17 protein-coding genes are annotated in these 17,476 nt (G+C 59.3%); 5 read left to right on the forward strand and 12 right to left on the reverse strand.

Annotated features, from left to right (window positions below):
* Window positions 1-143: 143 nt before the first annotated feature.
* The 8 genes from J3P91_RS05700 to J3P91_RS05735 all read right to left on the reverse strand — a co-directional run bounded on the left by J3P91_RS05700 (window position 144) and on the right by J3P91_RS05735 (window position 8,985).
* Window positions 144-878, reverse strand: coding sequence for an amino acid ABC transporter ATP-binding protein (locus tag J3P91_RS05700; protein ID WP_014339893.1), 735 nt, complete (start codon window positions 876-878; stop codon window positions 144-146).
* Window positions 875-1,546, reverse strand: coding sequence for an amino acid ABC transporter permease (locus tag J3P91_RS05705; protein ID WP_014339892.1), 672 nt, complete (start codon window positions 1,544-1,546; stop codon window positions 875-877). Before J3P91_RS05705 ends, J3P91_RS05700 begins: the two co-directional genes overlap by 4 nt.
* Complete coding sequence (locus tag J3P91_RS05710) at window positions 1,546-2,292, reverse strand: amino acid ABC transporter permease (protein ID WP_434569610.1); 747 nt, start codon at window positions 2,290-2,292, stop codon at window positions 1,546-1,548. The genes J3P91_RS05705 and J3P91_RS05710 overlap by 1 nt, the downstream gene beginning before the upstream one ends.
* A 188-nt stretch (window positions 2,293-2,480) precedes the next feature.
* Window positions 2,481-3,395 (reverse strand): glutamate/aspartate ABC transporter substrate-binding protein, encoded by a 915-nt coding sequence (locus J3P91_RS05715; protein ID WP_434569609.1) that lies wholly within the window; start codon window positions 3,393-3,395, stop codon window positions 2,481-2,483.
* Between the two features lie 446 nt (window positions 3,396-3,841).
* Window positions 3,842-5,380: a glycerol-3-phosphate dehydrogenase gene (glpD, locus tag J3P91_RS05720; RefSeq protein WP_434605008.1), complete on the reverse strand. Its 1,539-nt coding sequence runs from the start codon at window positions 5,378-5,380 to the stop codon at window positions 3,842-3,844.
* Window positions 5,381-5,699: 319 nt separating this feature from the next.
* A complete protein-coding gene (locus tag J3P91_RS05725) occupies window positions 5,700-6,455 on the reverse strand; it encodes a DeoR/GlpR family transcriptional regulator (RefSeq protein WP_434569608.1) in 756 nt (251 codons plus the stop codon).
* A 96-nt stretch (window positions 6,456-6,551) separates the two neighbouring features.
* On the reverse strand, window positions 6,552-8,057 hold the full coding sequence (gene glpK, locus J3P91_RS05730; RefSeq protein ID WP_305496365.1) for a glycerol kinase GlpK: 1,506 nt from the start codon (window positions 8,055-8,057) through the stop codon (window positions 6,552-6,554).
* 76 nt (window positions 8,058-8,133) lie between these two features.
* Window positions 8,134-8,985 (reverse strand): MIP/aquaporin family protein, encoded by an 852-nt coding sequence (locus J3P91_RS05735; protein WP_434602968.1) that lies wholly within the window; start codon window positions 8,983-8,985, stop codon window positions 8,134-8,136.
* 323 nt (window positions 8,986-9,308) lie between these two features.
* Here J3P91_RS05735 and ybaK point away from each other — a divergent pair, with 323 nt between their 5' ends.
* Both ybaK and J3P91_RS05745 read left to right on the forward strand, forming a co-directional pair.
* The gene (ybaK, locus tag J3P91_RS05740; RefSeq protein WP_305496364.1) at window positions 9,309-9,779 is read left to right on the forward strand and encodes a Cys-tRNA(Pro) deacylase; all 471 of its coding nucleotides are present in this window, start codon (window positions 9,309-9,311) and stop codon (window positions 9,777-9,779) included.
* Window positions 9,780-9,965: 186 nt separating this feature from the next.
* Window positions 9,966-10,748 (forward strand): PhzF family phenazine biosynthesis protein, encoded by a 783-nt coding sequence (locus J3P91_RS05745; protein ID WP_434602969.1) that lies wholly within the window; start codon window positions 9,966-9,968, stop codon window positions 10,746-10,748.
* 135 nt (window positions 10,749-10,883) lie between these two features.
* On the opposite strand, the gene J3P91_RS05750 is transcribed toward J3P91_RS05745, so the two are convergent.
* Both J3P91_RS05750 and argF read right to left on the reverse strand, forming a co-directional pair.
* Window positions 10,884-11,993: an ABC transporter ATP-binding protein gene (locus J3P91_RS05750; protein WP_434569605.1), complete on the reverse strand. Its 1,110-nt coding sequence runs from the start codon at window positions 11,991-11,993 to the stop codon at window positions 10,884-10,886.
* Window positions 11,990-12,910, reverse strand: a complete 921-nt coding sequence (argF, locus tag J3P91_RS05755) for an ornithine carbamoyltransferase (RefSeq protein ID WP_305496361.1) — start codon at window positions 12,908-12,910, stop codon at window positions 11,990-11,992. Before argF ends, J3P91_RS05750 begins: the two co-directional genes overlap by 4 nt.
* A gap of 403 nt (window positions 12,911-13,313) precedes the next feature.
* Here argF and J3P91_RS05760 point away from each other — a divergent pair, with 403 nt between their 5' ends.
* From J3P91_RS05760 to grxD, 3 genes are all read left to right on the forward strand, one after another.
* Entirely contained in the window at window positions 13,314-13,601 is a 288-nt protein-coding gene (locus J3P91_RS05760) for a hypothetical protein (protein ID WP_305496360.1), read from the forward strand.
* Between the two features lie 123 nt (window positions 13,602-13,724).
* Window positions 13,725-15,833 (forward strand): molybdopterin oxidoreductase family protein, encoded by a 2,109-nt coding sequence (locus J3P91_RS05765; RefSeq protein ID WP_434569604.1) that lies wholly within the window; start codon window positions 13,725-13,727, stop codon window positions 15,831-15,833.
* Between the two features lie 99 nt (window positions 15,834-15,932).
* A complete protein-coding gene (gene grxD, locus J3P91_RS05770; protein ID WP_305496358.1) occupies window positions 15,933-16,274 on the forward strand; it encodes a Grx4 family monothiol glutaredoxin in 342 nt (113 codons plus the stop codon).
* A 195-nt stretch (window positions 16,275-16,469) separates the two neighbouring features.
* Here the strand turns inward: grxD and bfr are convergent, their stop codons facing one another.
* Window positions 16,470-16,943: a bacterioferritin gene (bfr, locus tag J3P91_RS05775; protein ID WP_186635709.1), complete on the reverse strand. Its 474-nt coding sequence runs from the start codon at window positions 16,941-16,943 to the stop codon at window positions 16,470-16,472.
* A gap of 199 nt (window positions 16,944-17,142) precedes the next feature.
* Window positions 17,143-17,361 carry a bacterioferritin-associated ferredoxin gene (locus J3P91_RS05780; protein ID WP_003178704.1) on the reverse strand — a complete coding sequence of 73 codons (219 nt, stop codon included), beginning with the start codon at window positions 17,359-17,361 and terminating at the stop codon, window positions 17,143-17,145.
* Between the last annotated feature and the right edge of the window lie 115 nt (window positions 17,362-17,476).

The following is a 17,476-nucleotide window of genomic DNA, read 5'->3' on the forward strand; positions in this document are numbered from 1 at the left end:
TCCCGCTCGGCTGCGAAGCAGTCGCAAAACGGCTAATGCGGTATGCCTGATACATCGCATTTGCCGGATTTGGGGCCGCTACGCGACCCAGCGGGAGCAAGCTCCCTCGCCACAAGGGCAAGCGCGTCTAAAGAAGGCGACGCTTAGTGCTGCAGGATTTTCTCAAGGAAATGCTGCGCACGTTCGGAGCGGGCGCTGATGTCGCCGAAGAACTCTTCCTTCTCGCAATCCTCGATGATCTGGCCCTGGTCCATGAAGATCACCCGGTTCGCCACTTTGCGGGCGAAGCCCATTTCGTGGGTCACGCACATCATGGTCATGCCTTCGTGGGCCAGTTGCACCATCACGTCCAGCACTTCGTTGACCATTTCCGGGTCGAGGGCCGAGGTCGGTTCGTCGAACAGCATCACCACCGGGTCCATCGCCAGCGCACGGGCAATCGCCACGCGCTGTTGCTGGCCGCCGGAAAGCTGGCCCGGGTGCTTGTGGGCATGGGCGGACAGGCCGACGCGCTCAAGCAGTTGCAGGCCTTTTTTGGTGGCTTCTTCCTTGCTGCGGCCCAGCACCTTGATCTGCGCGATGGTCAGGTTTTCGGTGATGGTCAGGTGCGGGAACAATTCGAAGTGCTGGAACACCATGCCCACCCGCGAACGCAGTTTCGGCAGATTGGTCTTCGGGTCGGCGATGGAGGTGCCATCGACCACGATGTCGCCTTTCTGGAACGGCTCCAGCGCGTTGACGCACTTGATCAGCGTGGACTTGCCCGAACCCGACGGCCCGCACACCACCACAACCTCACCCTTGCTGACCTCGGTGCTGCAATTGGTCAGTACCTGGAAGTCCCCATACCACTTGTTGATGTTCTTGATAGAGATCATACGGCGAACCTTTTTTGCAGACGCTTGACCAGCAGCGAGGCGGCAAAGCTGATTGTGAAGTACACGAGACCTGCGATGATCAGGAACTCATTGGAGCGGCCGATGATGTCGCCATTGGCCCGCGAAGCATTGAGGAAGTCCACCAGGCCGACGGTGTAGACCAGCGAGGTGTCCTGAAACAGGATGATGCTCTGTTGCAGCAACAGCGGGGTCATCTTGCGAAACGCCTGGGGCAGGATGATCAGGCGCATGACCTGGCCATAGTTCATGCCCAGTGCCTGTGCCGCGCCCATCTGGCCCTTGGGGATCGACTGCACGCCGGCCCGGACGATTTCGCAGAAGTAAGCCGCCTCGAACATCATGAACGCCACGACGCAAGAGCCGAACGCGCCGATCGGCGTGTCTTCACCGGTGATCCAGCGCAGCACGAACGGCACCGCCAGGTAGAACCAGGTGATGACCAGCAGCAACGGGATCGAGCGGAAATAGTTGACGTAGGCGCCAGCGATGTTGGAGACCAGCTTGTTGTGGGACAGGCGCATCAGCGCCAGGATCGTCCCCAGGATGATCCCGCCAACGACGCCCAGGGCCATCAGCTTGAGGGTCATCACCATGCCGTTCCACAAACCGGGAATGGCCGGGATGATGCCTGTGAAGTCGAATTCCATTATTTACCCCCCACGGAGATCAGGCCGGGCACCGCGACTTTCTTCTCGACCATGCGCATGAGCAGCATCAGGCTCATGTTCAGGGTGAAGTAGATCAGCGTCGCCAGGGTAAAGGCTTCGAACAGGTTGGCCGAGAACTCGGCGGTCTGCTTGGTCTGCGCGAGCAGCTCCATCAGGCCGATCAGCGAGGCCACGGAGGAGTTCTTGAAGACGTTGAGAAATTCCGAGGTAAGCGGCGGAATGATGATCCGGTAGGCCTGTGGCAGCAGCACGTTCCAGTAGATCTGGGGCAGCTTGAAGCCCATGGCGCGGGCGGCGGCTTCCTGGCCGCGTGGCAGCGCCTGGATGCCGGTGCGCACCTGCTCGCAAACCCGTGCGGCAGTGAACAGGCCCAGGCAGACGACGACGCTGAGGTAGGCCGAGGTGGTCGGGTTGAGGTCCTGCTTGTACCATTCCTGCATGTCGGCGGGCAGCAGGTCCGGCACCAGGAAGTACCAGATGAACAGCTGCACCAGCAGCGGCACATTACGAAAGAGTTCCACGTAGCAAGTCGCGATGCCCGACACCAGCCGGTTCGGCACGGTGCGCATCACACCCAGGATCGAGCCCAGCAGCAGGGCAATGATCCAGGCGACGACGGCGATGGCAATGGTCCAGCCCAGGCCGGCCACGTACCAGTCGAGATAGATCTCGCTGCCCACGCCGGTGGACTTGAAGAACACGCCCCAGTCCCAGTTGTAATTCATCAGGGTCTCCCCTCAGATCGATCGATGTACAAATATCTGCAGGGGGAAGTCCTTTCCCGCCCAATCTTGAGGATCGGGCACACACTCTCGGCTCGACTCGCCGTTTCGAGTGTTTCCTTTGATTCCAGCAGGGAATGACACACTCCTGGAAGGGCCGGGCCCTTCCAGGAGGTAAGGTTAGTCAGAAATCAGGATTTCTTTTCGTCAGCCGCTTTGTCGGTCGGTTCTGCGATCAGTTTCTTGAGTTCGTCGCTCATCGGGAAATTGAGGTTCAGGCCTTTTGGCGGGATAGGTTGCATGAACCATTTTTCGTAGATCTTGTTGATCTCGCCCGACGCGTAGGTGGCCTTGATAGCGTCATCGACAACCTTTTTGAACGGCTCGTCGCCCTTGCGCACCATGCAGCCGTAGATTTCGTAGGATTGCGGAGTACCGGTGACGGCCCAGTCATCGGCCTTCTTGGCCTTGGCGGCTTCGCCGGCCAGCAGCGCGTCGTCCATCATGAACGCGACGGCACGACCCGATTCCAGCATCTGGAAGGACTCGCCGTGGTCCTTGGCCGAGATGACGTTCATGCCCATTTGCTTGTCGGCATTCATGGCCTTGAGCAGGCGCTCGGACGTGGTGCCGGCGGTGGTCACGACGTTCTTGCCCTTGAGGTCGTCGAAATCCTTGTACTTGGAGTCTTTCTTGGACAGCAGCTTGGTGCCGATCTCAAAGATGCCAACGGAGAAGGCGACTTGTTGCTGGCGCTCGACGTTGTTGGTGGTGGAGCCGCACTCCAGGTCCACGGTGCCGTTCTGTACCAGCGGGATACGGGTTTGCGAGGTGACCAGGTTGTACTTGACCTGCAGGTTCGGCACATCCAGCTCTTTTTTCAGGGCTTCGACGACTTTCAGCTGGATGTCGTGGGAGTAGCCGACCGGTTTGCCGGAAGCGTCCGCGATGTAGGAAAACGGAATGGAGGCGTCGCGGTGGCCGAGCGTAACGACGCCGGACTCTTTGATCTTTTTCAGTGTGCCGGTCAGTTCGGCGGCGAAGACCGGAGTGCTGATCAGAGCGGCAGCAACGGCTGCGCCCAGGAGATGGGGAACGATGCGCATCGATGTTTCCTCGACATTGTTTTTTTTGTATTCGGCCGGTTCACCGGCCCTGAGTGCTTCGAATGCCTGGAAGCTCCTGTTGTGTTGGCGTACAGGCGTTCGTCTCCACGAGTGTAGAGCATGACTCGTGCCAGGCCAGTGGCGATTGGTTAACACTATGTTTTTAAAAGAAATTAATGTTTTGTTTCAGGTTTTTGGCCGATTCTTTATCCGGTTTGCCGAACCGACCGTCGGGTCGTGTTCGGAAAACCGAATGGCTTGAGAACCCATCGACCCCTGTGGGAGCGAGCCTGCTCGCGAAGGCGGTCTCTCAGTTGCATCAGTTGTGAAGCGGATGGCCTCTTCGCGAGCAGGCTCGCTCCCACAGGGGAGTTGCGGTGCATTCCAGGCAATAAAAAGCCCCTGAATCGCAGGATTCAGGGGCTTTCTGGTTTCGCGGGTCGCACTCAGGCCGCTTCGATCTTGCGCCGGTTGTGCTCGACCTTGTCCAGATACGTGCGAAGCTTTTCCTGTTCAGCGGCGGTTGTGAACAAGCCCAGCTTGCTGCGACGCCAGAGAATATCCTCGGCGTCGATGGCCCACTCGTCGCTGCACAGATAGTCGACTTCCCGGGTATAAAGGCCCGCGCCGATGTGCTCGCCCAGGTCGGCAAGGCTGTGGACGCCTTCGAGCATGCGCCAGGTGCGGCTGCCATAGGTAGTGGCCCAGCGGCGGGCGATATCGGTGGGCAGCCAGTCGAACTTGTCGCGGATTGCCGAGCACAGAGCCTGTGGCGTGGTCATGTTTTCGCCGCCGGGCAAGGTCTCCAGGGCCGTCCAGCTCGGGCGCATCTGGGTGAAGTACGGAGCCAGCTGGGCCATCGCCGACTCGGCAAGCTTGCGGTACGTGGTCAGTTTGCCGCCGAACACCGATAACAACGGAGCTTCCTGGCCACCGCCCGACAGCGCCAGGGTGTAGTCCCGGGTCACGGCGGAAGGGTTGTCGGATTCGTCGTTGCACAAAGGCCGGACACCGGAATAGCTGTGCAGAATGTCGTCGCGGCTGATCTGTTTCTTGAAGTGCGCATTGACGACCTTCAGCAGGTAGTCGGTTTCGCCCTCGGTAATTGCCACCTTGGCCGGATCGCCGGTGTATTCGCGGTCGGTCGTGCCTATCAGGGTGAATTGATTCAGATACGGGATGGTGAAGACGATGCGCTGGTCTTCGTTTTGAAGAATGTGCGCATGCTCGCCTTCGTAGAGTTTTGGCACGATCAGGTGGCTGCCCTGGATCAGACGGATGCCGTAGGGCGATTCCATCTTCAGGTCATCACGAATGAACTTGGCGACCCATGGGCCGGCGGCGTTCACCAGCGATTTGGCCAGGATTGAAAACAGGCTGCCGTCGGCACGTTCCAGGTTCAATTGCCACAGGCCTTTACTGCGCCGAGCGCTGACGCAACGGGTGCGGGTGTGGATATGCGCACCTTTTTCTCGCGCCGCCATGGCATTGAGCACCACCAGCCGGGCGTCATCGACCCAGCAATCGGAGTATTCGAAGCCTTTGGTGATCTCGCTTTTTAATGCGCTGTCGGCGCCGAATTTCAGACTCCGGGAGCCGGCGAGCTGCTCGCGCTTGCCCAGGTGATCATAAAGGAACAGGCCGGCGCGGATCATCCAGGCCGGACGCAGGTGCGGGCGATGGGGCAACACGAAGCGCATCTGCTTGACGATGTGCGGAGCCTTGGTCAGCAGCACTTCGCGTTCGGCGAGTGCTTCACGTACCAGGCGGAATTCGTAATGTTCGAGATAACGCAGGCCGCCATGGATCAGCTTGCTGCTGGCAGAAGAGGTGTGGCTGGCCAAATCGTCCTTTTCGCAAAGGAACACCGAAAGACCGCGACCGGCAGCATCCGCGGCGATCCCTACACCATTGATACCGCCACCGATGACGGCGACGTCATAGACTTCAGCGAGAGGGGGCATAGGCAAGGTGGAATTGGGCATCGGCTGGCCTCGGGTTCTTTTTTCGAAATATTTGAATTCGAACATAAATGTTCATTTGCGAAAATACTAGCCCATAAGCACAGCAACAGCCAGTCGAATCCGATTGAAAATACTGATCGAAGTACGCTGAAAGGAAAATTTTCGAACAAAAAGGAGTTGAGGAGGGTTTTTGTGGCGAGGGAGCTTGCTCCCGCTGGATGGCGAAGCCGTCCCAAGCAGGCCGGCGTTTTTCTTCAGGCTAGCCCCATCAGGCCGATTTACGACGGCTACGCCGCCGAGCGGGAGCAAGCTCCCTCGCCACAGGGGATGGGGGGTGAAGTCAGACCACTTCCAGGCGAATCTTGTGCTGGCTCAACAACTGCGCCAGGGCCGGCACCGGTTGTTGGTCGGTCACCAGGCAATCGATCAGGCTGATCGGGCCCAGGCGGACCATGGCGTTGCGGCCGAACTTGCTGGAATCCGCCGCAAGCAATACCTGCCGGGCGTTGGCGATGATGGCTTGGGAGACCCGGACCTCCTGGTAGTCAAAATCCAGCAGGCTGCCGTCCTCGTCGATCCCGCTGATGCCCACCAGGGCGAAGTCGACTTTGAACTGACTGATGAAATCGACGCTGGCCTGACCGACCACGCCGCCGTCACGGCGCACGTTGCCGCCGGCGATCAGGACTTCGAAATCATCCTTGGCACTGAGGATCGATGCCACGTGCAGGTTGTTGGTGATGACTTTCAAATGGTTGTGATTGAGCAGCGCCCGGGCGATGGATTCGGTGGTGGTACCGATATTGATGAACAGCGAGGCGTGGTCAGGAATCTGCGCAGCGATCGCTTCGGCGATGCGTTGCTTCTCATCGCGCATCTGATCGGCGCGCATGGCGTAGGCGGTGTTTTCCACGCTGGAATCGTAAGCGGCGCCGCCATGGTAGCGGCGCAGCAGGTTCACTTCCGCCAGTTGATTGATGTCGCGGCGGATGGTCTGCGGGGTGACGACAAATAGCTGCGCCATTTCCTCGATGCTGACATAGCCGCGTTCGCGGACCAGTTCAAGGATTTGCTGCTGGCGGGGAGGCAGATTCATGGGGCTTCCTTTGGGCTGCCGTACAAAATTTGCCCATGATGCCGCAGGAATCCTTTCCCGACCAGTTTCAGATCCTCATCATCCTCGGCTCAGCTGTCATTCAGCGTCTTCGTGGGGCTCCCAATCGCGCGTGCGGCTGACGGCTTTTTTCCATCCTGCGTAGAGTTTTTCCTTGGCTTGCTCATCCAGCTGCGGTTCGAACTCGCGCTCGATGACCGCTTTGCCACGCAACTCTTCCAGGCTGCCCCAGAAACCGCATGCCAGGCCAGCCAGGTATGCCGCGCCGAGCGCAGTGGTTTCGCGCATTTTCGGGCGTTCGACCTGCGTGCCAAGAATGTCGGCCTGAAATTGCATGAGGAAATTGTTGGCCACGGCGCCACCGTCCACGCGCAAGGACTTGAGGCGTTCGCCGGCATCCTGTTGCATGGCGTCGAGTACGTCGCGGGTCTGGTAGGCGATGGATTCCAGCGCGGCCCGGATGATGTGATCGACACGCACGCCACGGGTCAGGCCGAACAGCGCGCCACGGGCGTAGGGGTCCCAGTACGGTGCGCCGAGGCCGGTGAAGGCTGGCACCAGGTAAACGCCGTTGCTGTCCTTGACCTTGTTGGCGAAGTATTCGGTGTCGAGGGCGTCGTTGATGATTTTCAGTTCATCGCGCAGCCACTGGACGGTAGAGCCACCGTTGAACACGGCGCCTTCCAGGGCGTAGGCCACTTCGCCGCGAGGACCGCAGGCGATGGTGGTCAGCATGCCGTGGTTGGATTTGACGGCTTTGTTACCGGTGTTCATCAGCAGGAAGCAGCCGGTGCCATAGGTATTTTTCGCCTGGCCCGGTTCCACGCACATCTGGCCGAAGAGGGCGGCCTGCTGGTCGCCGGCGATGCCGCCAATAGCGATGCCGCTTTTGGTCCGGCCGTAGATTTCCGAGGATGATTTGACTTCCGGCAGCATCTCGCGAGGGATGTTGAGGATGTCGAGCATCTTCGCGTCCCACTCCAGCGTGTGGATGTTGAAGAGCATGGTGCGAGAGGCGTTGGTGTAGTCGGTGACGTGGACCTTGCCGCCGGTAAATTTCCAGATCAGCCAGCTGTCCACGGTGCCGAACAGCAATTCACCGTTGCGCGCGCGCTCGCGGCTGCCTTCGACGTTGTCGAGGATCCACTTGAGCTTGGTGCCGGAAAAGTAGGGGTCGGTCACCAGGCCAGTGGCTTCACTGATGTACTGCTCGTGGCCGTCGCGCTTGAGTTGCTGGCAGATTTCGGTGCTGCGTCGACATTGCCAGACTACCGCGTTGTAAATGGGGCGGCCGGTGGACTTGTCCCAGACCACGGTGGTTTCGCGCTGGTTGGTGATGCCGATTGCGGCGACCTGGTCGTGATGCAAACCCGCTTGAGCCAAGGCTTCCACCATCACCGCGCTTTGCGTGGCAAAGATTTCCATGGGGTCATGCTCGACCCAGCCCGGTTGCGGATAGTGCTGGACGAATTCCCGTTGGGCGGTGCAGACCACGTTGGCGTCACGGTCGAAAATAATGGCGCGTGAGCTGGTCGTACCCTGGTCGAGGGCAATGATGTAGTTTTTGTTCTCTGAGTCAGTCATGTCGATTGCCTTGGGACGTGTGTTTGGGATGAAGCCATGGCGCATGCTTGAAGGGCAGTGGCATGCGCCCATTGTTTCAGGAAGTTCTTGGCTTGCCGTCAATGGCCGGTTCTGCATCCTTTGTAGCAGCCTTGGCACCCGGCAGGTGTCGGGCAATCAATCCGCGATACGCGGCAGCGCCCAGGCACGCACCCACTATCGGCGCGAAAATCGGAACCAGGAAGTAAGGGATGTCACGCCCGCCCGTGAGGGAAATTTCACCCCAGCCAGCGAAGAAAGTCATCAATTTTGGACCGAAGTCCCGCGCCGGGTTCATCGCGAAGCCTGTCAGCGGTCCCATCGAGCTGCCGATCACGGCGATCAGGAGACCGATCAGCAGCGGCGCAAGCGCACCACGAGGCAGGCCATTGTTGTCGTCGGTCAGGGACATGATCACGCCCATCAGGATTGCAGTGATGATCACCTCCACCAGAAAGGCTTGGCCGGTGGAGAGCGCCGGGTGCGGGTAGGTGGAGAATACCGAAGCCAGTTCGAGGCTGGCTTGGGTGCCACGAATCATTTGCCGGGACTGTTCGAAATCGAAGAAAAGATTGCTGTACAGCGTGTAGACCAAGAGCGCGCCACAGAATGCCCCCGCCACCTGGCAGACAATATAGAAGGGCAATTTGCGTTTTTCGAAATCGGTAAAAATACACAGGGCGATGCTGACGGCGGGGTTGAGGTGGGCGCCGGAAATACCCGCGCTGAGGTAGATGGCCATGCTGACCCCGACACCCCAGATGATGCTGATTTCCCACAACCCGAAACTCGCGCCCGCGACCTTGAGCGCCGCGACGCAACCGGTACCGAAAAAAATCAGCAGGGCGGTACCGAGGAATTCGGCCAGGCATTGGCTGGAAAGGGTGGGCTGTTGTAAAGCGGTAGTCATGCAAACCTCGGTGTTTTTGTTCTTGTCTGGTGCCTTCGATAAACCTTGAAGACACATTCTTCGCCGAGACCAGGATCCCCATCCGGGTCTCGGGTGCTGCTTGAGACAGGTAAATCGGCTTTCAGTTTCGAAAAAATATAGACAAGAAACGCTGGTGTCAAAGGTCGAAAGTGAACCGTCGGTCATATTTGGATTATTCGTCACGTGAATGTTTCGCTGTGCTCCCTGCAGGGAGATCATCCCAGTAGGCTCACGACGCCTTTTCATTGCCGATCGCTTAGAATCCGCGCCACTCTTTTGCTTTTTCCTTGTCAGGAGCCGTCATGACCCCCGCATTGGACCTGCTTAAAAAAGTGCGCGCCGAACATCGCATCCACAGTTACGAACATGATCCGAAGGCTGCCTCCTATGGGCTGGAGGCGGCTGAAAAACTCGGTCTGGATCCGGCGCAGGTGTTCAAGACCCTGTTGGCGGCCAGCGAAAAAGGCGAATTGCTGGTGGCCGTGGTGCCGGTGGCCGGGAGCCTGGATCTGAAAGGCCTGGCTCATGCGGCCGGAGTGAAAAAAGTCGAGATGGCCGATCCGGCCGCGGCGCAGCGTTCGACCGGCTATCTGCTGGGCGGGATCAGCCCGCTGGGTCAGAAAAAGCGTCTTCGCACGTTTATCGACAATTCTGCGCAGCCGCTGGCCAGCATGTTCGTCAGCGCGGGGAGGCGCGGGCTGGAAGTGGAACTGGCGCCTGCGGTACTGGCGGAGCATACCGGAGCGATCTTTGCTGATATCGGGCGTGCCTGAGCCTGTTGGTGGCCGCTGCGCGCCCAAGCGGGAGCAAGCTCCCTCGCCACAATGATTTGAATCTTCAAGATCGATCGGGCGTCAGATTTCATGTGCGCTGTAGGGTGAAAATTCTGCTGATCTGTCACTGGCTAAACGATGTCCGGGCAGCTCATGCTCGCGCATCAATAAAAAAGGAGAAGTGCCATGCAGCTCGCGTTTCATCAAGTCGATGCGTTCAGTGACCGGCCGTTTGGCGGTAACCCGGCGATGGTCTATCGGCTCGATGCCTGGCTTGCCGATGAACTGATGCAGAAAATTGCCGCCGAACACAACCTGGCCGAGACCGCTTTTCTGGTACGTGAGAACCAGCGTTGGCACATTCGCTGGTTCACGCCCACCACCGAAGTGCCGCTGTGTGGGCACGCGACGTTAGCCAGCGCTCATGTGCTGTTCGAGGTCTACCGCGAACCGGCCGAGCGACTCGACTTCATCTGCAAGTCCGGAGCGTTGAGTGTCTCTCGTGAAGGCGATCGGTTGTGGTTGGATTTCCCGGCCATCGTGCCGACTGAGTTGGGCGCCTCCCTGGCGGTCCAGAGCGCCTTGGGTGTCGAGGCGGTGGATGTGCTCAGTTGCAACGAATTGTTCGTGGTGCTGGAGTCGGAGCAGGCAGTGCTCGATTGCAAGCCGGACATGGCGGCCCTGGCGAAGCTGCCGTGGCCGGGCGCGATCGTTACCGCACCGGGAAGCAAGCACGATTTTGTCTCGCGCTATTTTGCCCCGGCGATCGGCATCAACGAGGATCCGGTAACCGGATCGACTCATTGCAGCTTGATTCCATACTGGTCCAAACGCCTGAACAAACATGGCCTGACGGCCTATCAATGCTCGGCGAGGGGCGGGGCATTGTTTTGCCGATTGGAAGGTGAGCGGGTGAAGATTGGCGGGGATGCGACGTTGGTGGCTAGCGGTACGCTGACACTCGGCTAAGCCAGCTGAATCCAATGATATAAATTGTGGGAGCGAGCTTGCTCGCGATAGCGATTCTTCAGCTTGCATCAATGCTGACTGTGCCTCCGCTATCGCGAGCAAGCTCGCTCCCACAGGTATTGTGTTCTTCCAATCTTAGCTGGCGGTGCCATACCGCCGCACACCACTTTCCCCGATCGGCAGATGCGCCGCCGTGCTGCCCGACGCCTGGAACAGCACCAGGTGCTCAGCCGCCACGCGTATACCGACCGTAGCCCCGACCTGATGGTCGGCATGGCTTGGAAAAATCGACTCCAGTTGTGCGCCGGTCGGCAGTTGCAGGCGATACAAGGTTGAAGCACCGAGGAACGTCTTGCCAACGATAGTTGCCGTGAGCGGACTGTCCGGCGCGTGGACGATGTCGTCCGGGCGCAGCAGGACGTCTACGGCACTGCCGATGGGCCAGGTGTACGCCCGGTTGCCGCGCAGCATGCCCAGTTCGGTCTGCACCGATTCCGGGCTGTCGAGCTGACCGCGGATGAAGTAACCCTGGCCGATGAAACTGGCGACATAGGGCGTCAGAGGTTCGTGATACAGGTTGTAGGGCGTATCCCACTGTTCCAGGCGACCCTCTCTGAACACACCGACATGGTCACTCACCGCAAAGGCTTCTTCCTGGTCATGGGTGACCAGGATTGCGCTGGTGCCGCGGGCCTTGAGAATGTCCCGCACCTCATGGCTGAGCTTGCGTCGCAGCTCGCCGTCGAGGTTGGAGAACGGCTCGTCGAGTAACAGCAGTTGGGGTTCCGGTGCCAGTGCGCGGGCCAGCGCCACGCGCTGTTGCTGGCCTCCCGACAGCTCGTGGGGAAAACGCTTGCCCAGGCTTTTCAGGTTGACCAGCTCCAACAGTTCTTCGACCACGCGATCCTTGTCCGGATGTTTGCGGATGCCGAACGCGATATTTTCGGCGACGCTTAAATGCGGGAACAGCGCGTAGTCCTGGAACACCATGCCGATGCGGCGTTTTTCCGGAGCGAGGGTAAACCCCGCGCGGGAAATGGTTTCCCCAGCCAACTGGATCTCGCCTTCATGCACCGGTTCGAAACCGGCGATGGCCCGCAGGGTGGTGGTCTTGCCACACCCGGAAGAGCCGAGCAGGCAACCGATGTCACCAGCATTGAGGTGCAGGTTGAGGTTCTGGACGACCCGCTGGTCCTGATAACCGCAGGCCAGATTGTGCAGATTCAATAACAATGGAGCACTCATGCGTGGTGGTACGCCGGCTCGACGAGGAATTCAAGCAGGGCCTTCTGTGCATGGAGACGGTTTTCTGCCTGGTCCCACGCCACCGAGCGGGGATCATCGAGCAGGTCGAGACTGATTTCTTCGCCACGGTGGGCTGGCAGGCAATGCATGAACAGCACCTCGGCATCCGCGAGGTCGAGCAGTGCCCGATTGACCTGGAAGGGCGCAAACAACTCCAGGCGCTTGGCGGTTTCTTCTTCCTGGCCCATGGATGTCCAGACGTCGGTGCTCACCAGGTGCGCGCCGGCGACGGCCTGTTTCGGATCGCGCAGGATTGTCACCCGGTCGCCGGCCCTGGCGACGAATTGCGGGTTGGGTTCGTAGCCTTCAGGGCAGGCGATGCGCAACTGGAAGTCGAACTGGATCGCCGCTTCTATATAGCTGTTGCACATGTTGTTGCCATCGCCGATCCAGGCCACGGTCTTGCCCTGGATCGGGCCGCGATGTTCGAGGAAAGTCTGCATGTCGGCGAGCAACTGGCACGGGTGCAGATCGTCGGACAGGCCATTGATCACCGGCACGCGAGAATGCGCCGCGAACTGGGTCAGCGTGCTGTGGGCAAAAGTCCGGATCATCACCGCATCGAGCATGCTCGACATGACGATGGCGCAATCGCCAATGGGTTCGCCACGGCCCAGCTGGGTGTCACGGGGCGACAGGAAAATCGCCTGGCCGCCGAGCTGGATCATGCCGGCTTCGAAAGAAATGCGCGTGCGCGTGGAGGATTTCTCGAAGATCATCCCCAGCACACGGTTTTTCAAGGGCTCGAACAGTACGCCGCGCTTACGCAGGTCCTTGAGCTCCACGCCTCGACGGATCACGCCGAGCAACTCTTCGGGCGTGAAATCCATCAGGGAGAGAAAGTGCCTTGCGCTCATGATTGACTACCTTTTTGTAACTGACCGCAGATGCTCAAAGCCTTGTTTAATGGAAAAACGGGCGAGACCTGCGGCAAAAGCCGCACGGGGCGACGAAATTAGGGGAAGGCGCGATATTGACATTAAATGTCGCGTCTTACCAATAGGGCTACGGTTTTAGGGGATTTCAACGAGGTCATGGCAGGACTGCGATGACATGTTTGAAGCCGGTTTCCTGACAGCAGCGACCCCATTTGTACACTGGCGCTGCGGCGCTTGGCAAACAAGCCGGACGGGCGCCGGAGGACAAACGGCGTTTTATTGGCCAGCGTGCAATTGATTTCGTGTGTCTGTCATCGGATGTGAGATTTCTTAATGCAAGGGCCTGGGTTATAAATGAACCCTTAGACGCAGGAGCCCCGAAATGGATTCGAAAGAGCAACAACTGATGGAACTGCTGGGGCTGACGGCACGCTCCCTGACGCACCTGACCGCTTCGGTGACCTCCATGTCATTCGAATTGTTGCGCAGCGAAGACGAAGTGACCAAGGCTGCCGGCCGCCGCATGATCGACCGCATGGCTACCATCAGCAGCGGCCTCGACGAACATTGGCGATTGATCGGCGAGTTGACCGGAGTGCCCATCGCTCAGGAACAAGTGGAAACCGTCGAGGAAATCCAGCTGCTGGCGCCGCCTCCCGAGCACCCCTGAAATCGGTTGGCCTGATGCCCGGCGATTCACAGGACGAACGTCGCTGGCGCGGTGGAGGATCCCGCGCCATAGTTTTGTTCCCGCGGCCGAAAGTGCCCGCTACGAATAAAACAGAGACTGGCCATGACCAAGACTCTTCATCACCGTGCGTGCCATCTATGTGAGGCTATCTGTGGCCTGACGCTCGAAACCACCGAAACTGAAGGCCAAGGCCTGGCGATCACCTCGATCAAGGGCGATCCGCTGGACAGTTTCAGCCGTGGGCACATCTGTCCCAAGGCCGTCGCCCTGCAAGATATCCAGAATGACCCGGACCGGCTGCGCCAACCCATGCAGCGGGTCGGCGGCGAGTGGCAGCCGATTGCCTGGGATGACGCTTTCGCCCTGGTCGCCGAACGCCTGGCGGCAATCCAGGAGCGCCACGGCCAGAACGCGGTGGGCGTCTACCAGGGCAACCCCAGCGTCCATAACTATGGGTTGATGACCCACAGCAACTATTTCCTCGGCCTGCTGAAGACTCGCAGTCGCTTCTCGGCGACGTCGGTGGACCAACTGCCCCATCACCTGACCAGTCACCTGATGTACGGTCACGGCCTGCTGCTGCCGATACCGGACATCGACCATACCGATTTCATGCTGATCCTGGGAGGCAATCCTCTGGCTTCCAACGGCAGCATCATGACCGTGCCGGACGTCGAGAAGCGCCTCAAGGCGATCCAGGCCCGTGGCGGCAAAGTCGTGGTCGTCGATCCACGGCGCAGCGAAACGGCGGCGATTGCCGACCAGCATGTTTTCGTGCGTCCCGGTGGCGATGCCGCGCTGCTGTTTGGCCTGCTCAATACGCTGTTCAGCGAAGGTCTGAGCCGCGACAGCCATTTGCCGGTGGACGGCCTCGAAGAGGTGCGCCAGGCCGTGGCAGGTTTTACCGCCGAGGTGATGAGCCCCCTCTGTGCGGTGCCGGCGCCGCAGATCCGGCAGTTGGCCCGCGACTTTGCCGCCGCGCCTTCAGCGGTCTGCTACGGCAGAATGGGCGTGTCCACCCAGGCGTTCGGCACGTTATGCCACTGGCTGATCCAAGTGATCAATCTGGTCACCGGCAACCTCGATCGGGTGGGCGGGGCATTGTGCACCGAGCCGGCGGTGGACCTGGTGGCGACCACCTCGGGTGGCCATTTCAACCGTTGGCAGAGCCGGGTGTCCGGGCGTCCCGAATATGCCGGCGAGCTGCCCGTGTCGACCTTGGCCGAAGAAATGCTGACCGAGGGCGACGGGCAGATTCGTGCGCTGGTTACCGTGGCCGGCAACCCGGTACTGTCCACGCCCAACGGGCGGCAGCTCGAACAGGCGCTGGATGGGCTGGAGTTCATGGTCAGCATCGATTTGTACATCAACGAGACCACGCGTTATGCCGATCTGATCCTGCCATCGACTTCGGCTTTGGAAAACGATCACTACGACACCACGTTCAACCTGTTCGCGGTGCGTAACGTCAGCCGTTTCAATCGGGCGATCCTGCCCAAGCCCGAAGGGGCACTGCACGATTGGGAGATTTTTGTCGGCCTGGCCAAGGCCTTCGCCGCGCGGACTGGCAAGGAACTCAAGCCGACCATGCCGCCCGCGCAAATGATTGATTTTGGCCTGCGCGCTGGAAGGTATGGGGATGCCTCGCCACACAAGTTGTCGCTGGCGACGCTGTTCGACCATCCCCACGGCATTGACCTCGGTGCGCTCAAGCCCAACCTGACGACGCGCTTGAAAACCGAAAATGGCCGCGTGCAGGCCGCGCCGGCGGTGATCCTCGCGGATCTGGCGCGCTTTGCCGCGCTGCGAGCGCCGGCATCGGACGAGTTGCTGATGATTGGCCGTCGGCATGTGCGCAGCAACAATTCCTGGATGCATAACTTTCATCGACTGGTGAAGGGCAAGCCGCGCCATCAGTTGCTGATGCATCCTGAAGACCTCGCCAGTCGCGGTTTAGTCGATGGCCAGCGCGTGCAGGTCAGTTCACGGGTGGGCGTGATCGAAGTGGAGGTGCAAGGCAGCCTGGACATGATGAAAGGCGTGGTCAGCCTTCCCCATGGCTGGGGCCACGCCCGACCGGGCGTGCAGATGACGATCGCCAGCGGCCAGCCTGGTTCCAGCGCCAACGACCTGACCGATGAATGTCAGCTCGATGAGTTGTCCGGCAATGCGGCGCTTAATGGGGTTCCGGTGAAAGTGGCGGCTGCGTAGAATTGTCCTTGGGCCGGACCGAGCAGGGTGCTCGGCTTTCCGTTACAATGCGCCACCGTGTCGACATCTGTAGTCGCAAAGTTCAAGCCGAGGTGCTCCGTGGATATCATCGAAACGATCAAAGACCAGATTGCCAACAACACTATCCTGCTCTACATGAAAGGCTCGCCGAATGCCCCTCAGTGCGGCTTCTCGGCCAAGGCTGCTCAGGCGGTGATGGCGTGTGGCGAGAAGTTCGCTTACGTGGACATCCTGCAGAACCCGGAAATCCGCGCCAATCTGCCCAAGTACGCCAACTGGCCAACCTTTCCACAGTTGTGGGTTGGCGGTGAACTGATCGGCGGCAGCGACATCATGACCGAGATGGCCGCGGACGGTTCGCTGCAGTCCACGATCAAGGCAGCTGTGGAAGCAGCGGCGGCGAACAAGACCGAAGCCTGATTCACCCCAAACCAATGTGGGAGCGAGCCTGCTCGCGATGAGGGCGTGTCAGTCAATTTGATGGTGACTGACACACCGCTATCGCGAGCAGGCTCGCTCCCACAAGGAATCTAGGTGAGCCTGGAATCCAGGCAATAAAAAGCCCCGCCTCTCGAAAGAGGGCGGGGCTTTTTAGTGGCCTGCTACTGGGGAAGCTTATTCTTCGCCCATCTGCGACTGCAGGTAGTTCTCCAGACCGATCTTGTCGATCAGGCCCAACTGGGTTTCCAGCCAGTCGATGTGCTCTTCTTCGGACTCGAGGATATCCTCGAGCAACTCGCGACTGCCGAAGTCACCGACGGTTTCGCAATGGGCGATGGCGGCTTTCAGGTCGGCGTGGCCGGTGCGTTCGATGCGCAGGTCGCATTCGAGCATTTCCCGGGTGTGTTCGCCGATGTGCAGCTTGCCAAGGTCCTGGACGTTCGGCAGGCCTTCGAGGAACAGGATGCGCTTGATCAGCTTGTCCGCGTGTTTCATCTCGTCGATGGATTCGTGGTACTCGTGCTTGCCCAGCTTGTTCAGGCCCCAATCCTCATACATGCGCGCATGCAGGAAGTATTGATTGATCGCGACCAGCTCATTGGCGAGGATCTTGTTGAGATGCTGGATGACTGTAATGTCGCCTTTCATGGTGAGGGCCTGCCCTGTAATAGCTGTGTATACGGCAGAGTTTGAGCCGCGCAATTACCAGTGTCAAACCTAAGTTATTGAATAATAAATGAAAATTAATCGGAATAAGAATGTTTGTGTTCCGCGTCTGGAAGCTAAGCACTTGATTTACCGGCATAAAAAAACCGGACATTGAGTCCGGTTCTTCAAAAAGCTGGATTTATGCGGCAGTAAATTCTACCGGATAAGGGATCGAGGCCTGGGCAGTCTGCACTTTGGCCAGGGTTTCACGCACCACTTCCTTGGCAAGGCAGGCACATTTACCGCATTGGCTGGCTACGCCGGTGGCCTGGCGGACTTCCCGATAACTGCAGCAACCTTCATAGATCGCTTCGCGGATCTGTCCGTCGGTGACGCCAGTGCAGAGGCATACATACATAAGTGAGAACCGTCGCTGGTTGTGACTCAATTGAGACGGATCTTAATGTTAACGAGAATGATTGTCAAAGTGGTTTCTGATAGTCCCTGGCTTGAGATGCCTTGGTCTGACGAAC

The sequence above is a fragment of the Pseudomonas sp. Z4-7 genome, assembly GCF_051131965.1.
Taxonomy (GTDB): domain Bacteria; phylum Pseudomonadota; class Gammaproteobacteria; order Pseudomonadales; family Pseudomonadaceae; genus Aquipseudomonas.

Coding starts and splice junctions, on each gene's coding strand:
- J3P91_RS05700 (WP_014339893.1), bottom strand. CDS start 878: ATGATCTCTATCAAGAACATCAACAAGTGGTATGGGGACTTCCAGGTA.
- J3P91_RS05705 (WP_014339892.1), bottom strand. CDS start 1,546: ATGGAATTCGACTTCACAGGCATCATCCCGGCCATTCCCGGTTTGTGG.
- J3P91_RS05710 (WP_434569610.1), bottom strand. CDS start 2,292: ATGAATTACAACTGGGACTGGGGCGTGTTCTTCAAGTCCACCGGCGTG.
- J3P91_RS05715 (WP_434569609.1), bottom strand. CDS start 3,395: ATGCGCATCGTTCCCCATCTCCTGGGCGCAGCCGTTGCTGCCGCTCTG.
- glpD (WP_434605008.1), bottom strand. CDS start 5,380: ATGCCCAATTCCACCTTGCCTATGCCCCCTCTCGCTGAAGTCTATGAC.
- J3P91_RS05725 (WP_434569608.1), bottom strand. CDS start 6,455: ATGAATCTGCCTCCCCGCCAGCAGCAAATCCTTGAACTGGTCCGCGAA.
- glpK (WP_305496365.1), bottom strand. CDS start 8,057: ATGACTGACTCAGAGAACAAAAACTACATCATTGCCCTCGACCAGGGT.
- J3P91_RS05735 (WP_434602968.1), bottom strand. CDS start 8,985: ATGACTACCGCTTTACAACAGCCCACCCTTTCCAGCCAATGCCTGGCC.
- ybaK (WP_305496364.1), top strand. CDS start 9,309: ATGACCCCCGCATTGGACCTGCTTAAAAAAGTGCGCGCCGAACATCGC.
- J3P91_RS05745 (WP_434602969.1), top strand. CDS start 9,966: ATGCAGCTCGCGTTTCATCAAGTCGATGCGTTCAGTGACCGGCCGTTT.
- J3P91_RS05750 (WP_434569605.1), bottom strand. CDS start 11,993: ATGAGTGCTCCATTGTTATTGAATCTGCACAATCTGGCCTGCGGTTAT.
- argF (WP_305496361.1), bottom strand. CDS start 12,910: ATGAGCGCAAGGCACTTTCTCTCCCTGATGGATTTCACGCCCGAAGAG.
- J3P91_RS05760 (WP_305496360.1), top strand. CDS start 13,314: ATGGATTCGAAAGAGCAACAACTGATGGAACTGCTGGGGCTGACGGCA.
- J3P91_RS05765 (WP_434569604.1), top strand. CDS start 13,725: ATGACCAAGACTCTTCATCACCGTGCGTGCCATCTATGTGAGGCTATC.
- bfr (WP_186635709.1), bottom strand. CDS start 16,943: ATGAAAGGCGACATTACAGTCATCCAGCATCTCAACAAGATCCTCGCC.
- J3P91_RS05780 (WP_003178704.1), bottom strand. CDS start 17,361: ATGTATGTATGCCTCTGCACTGGCGTCACCGACGGACAGATCCGCGAA.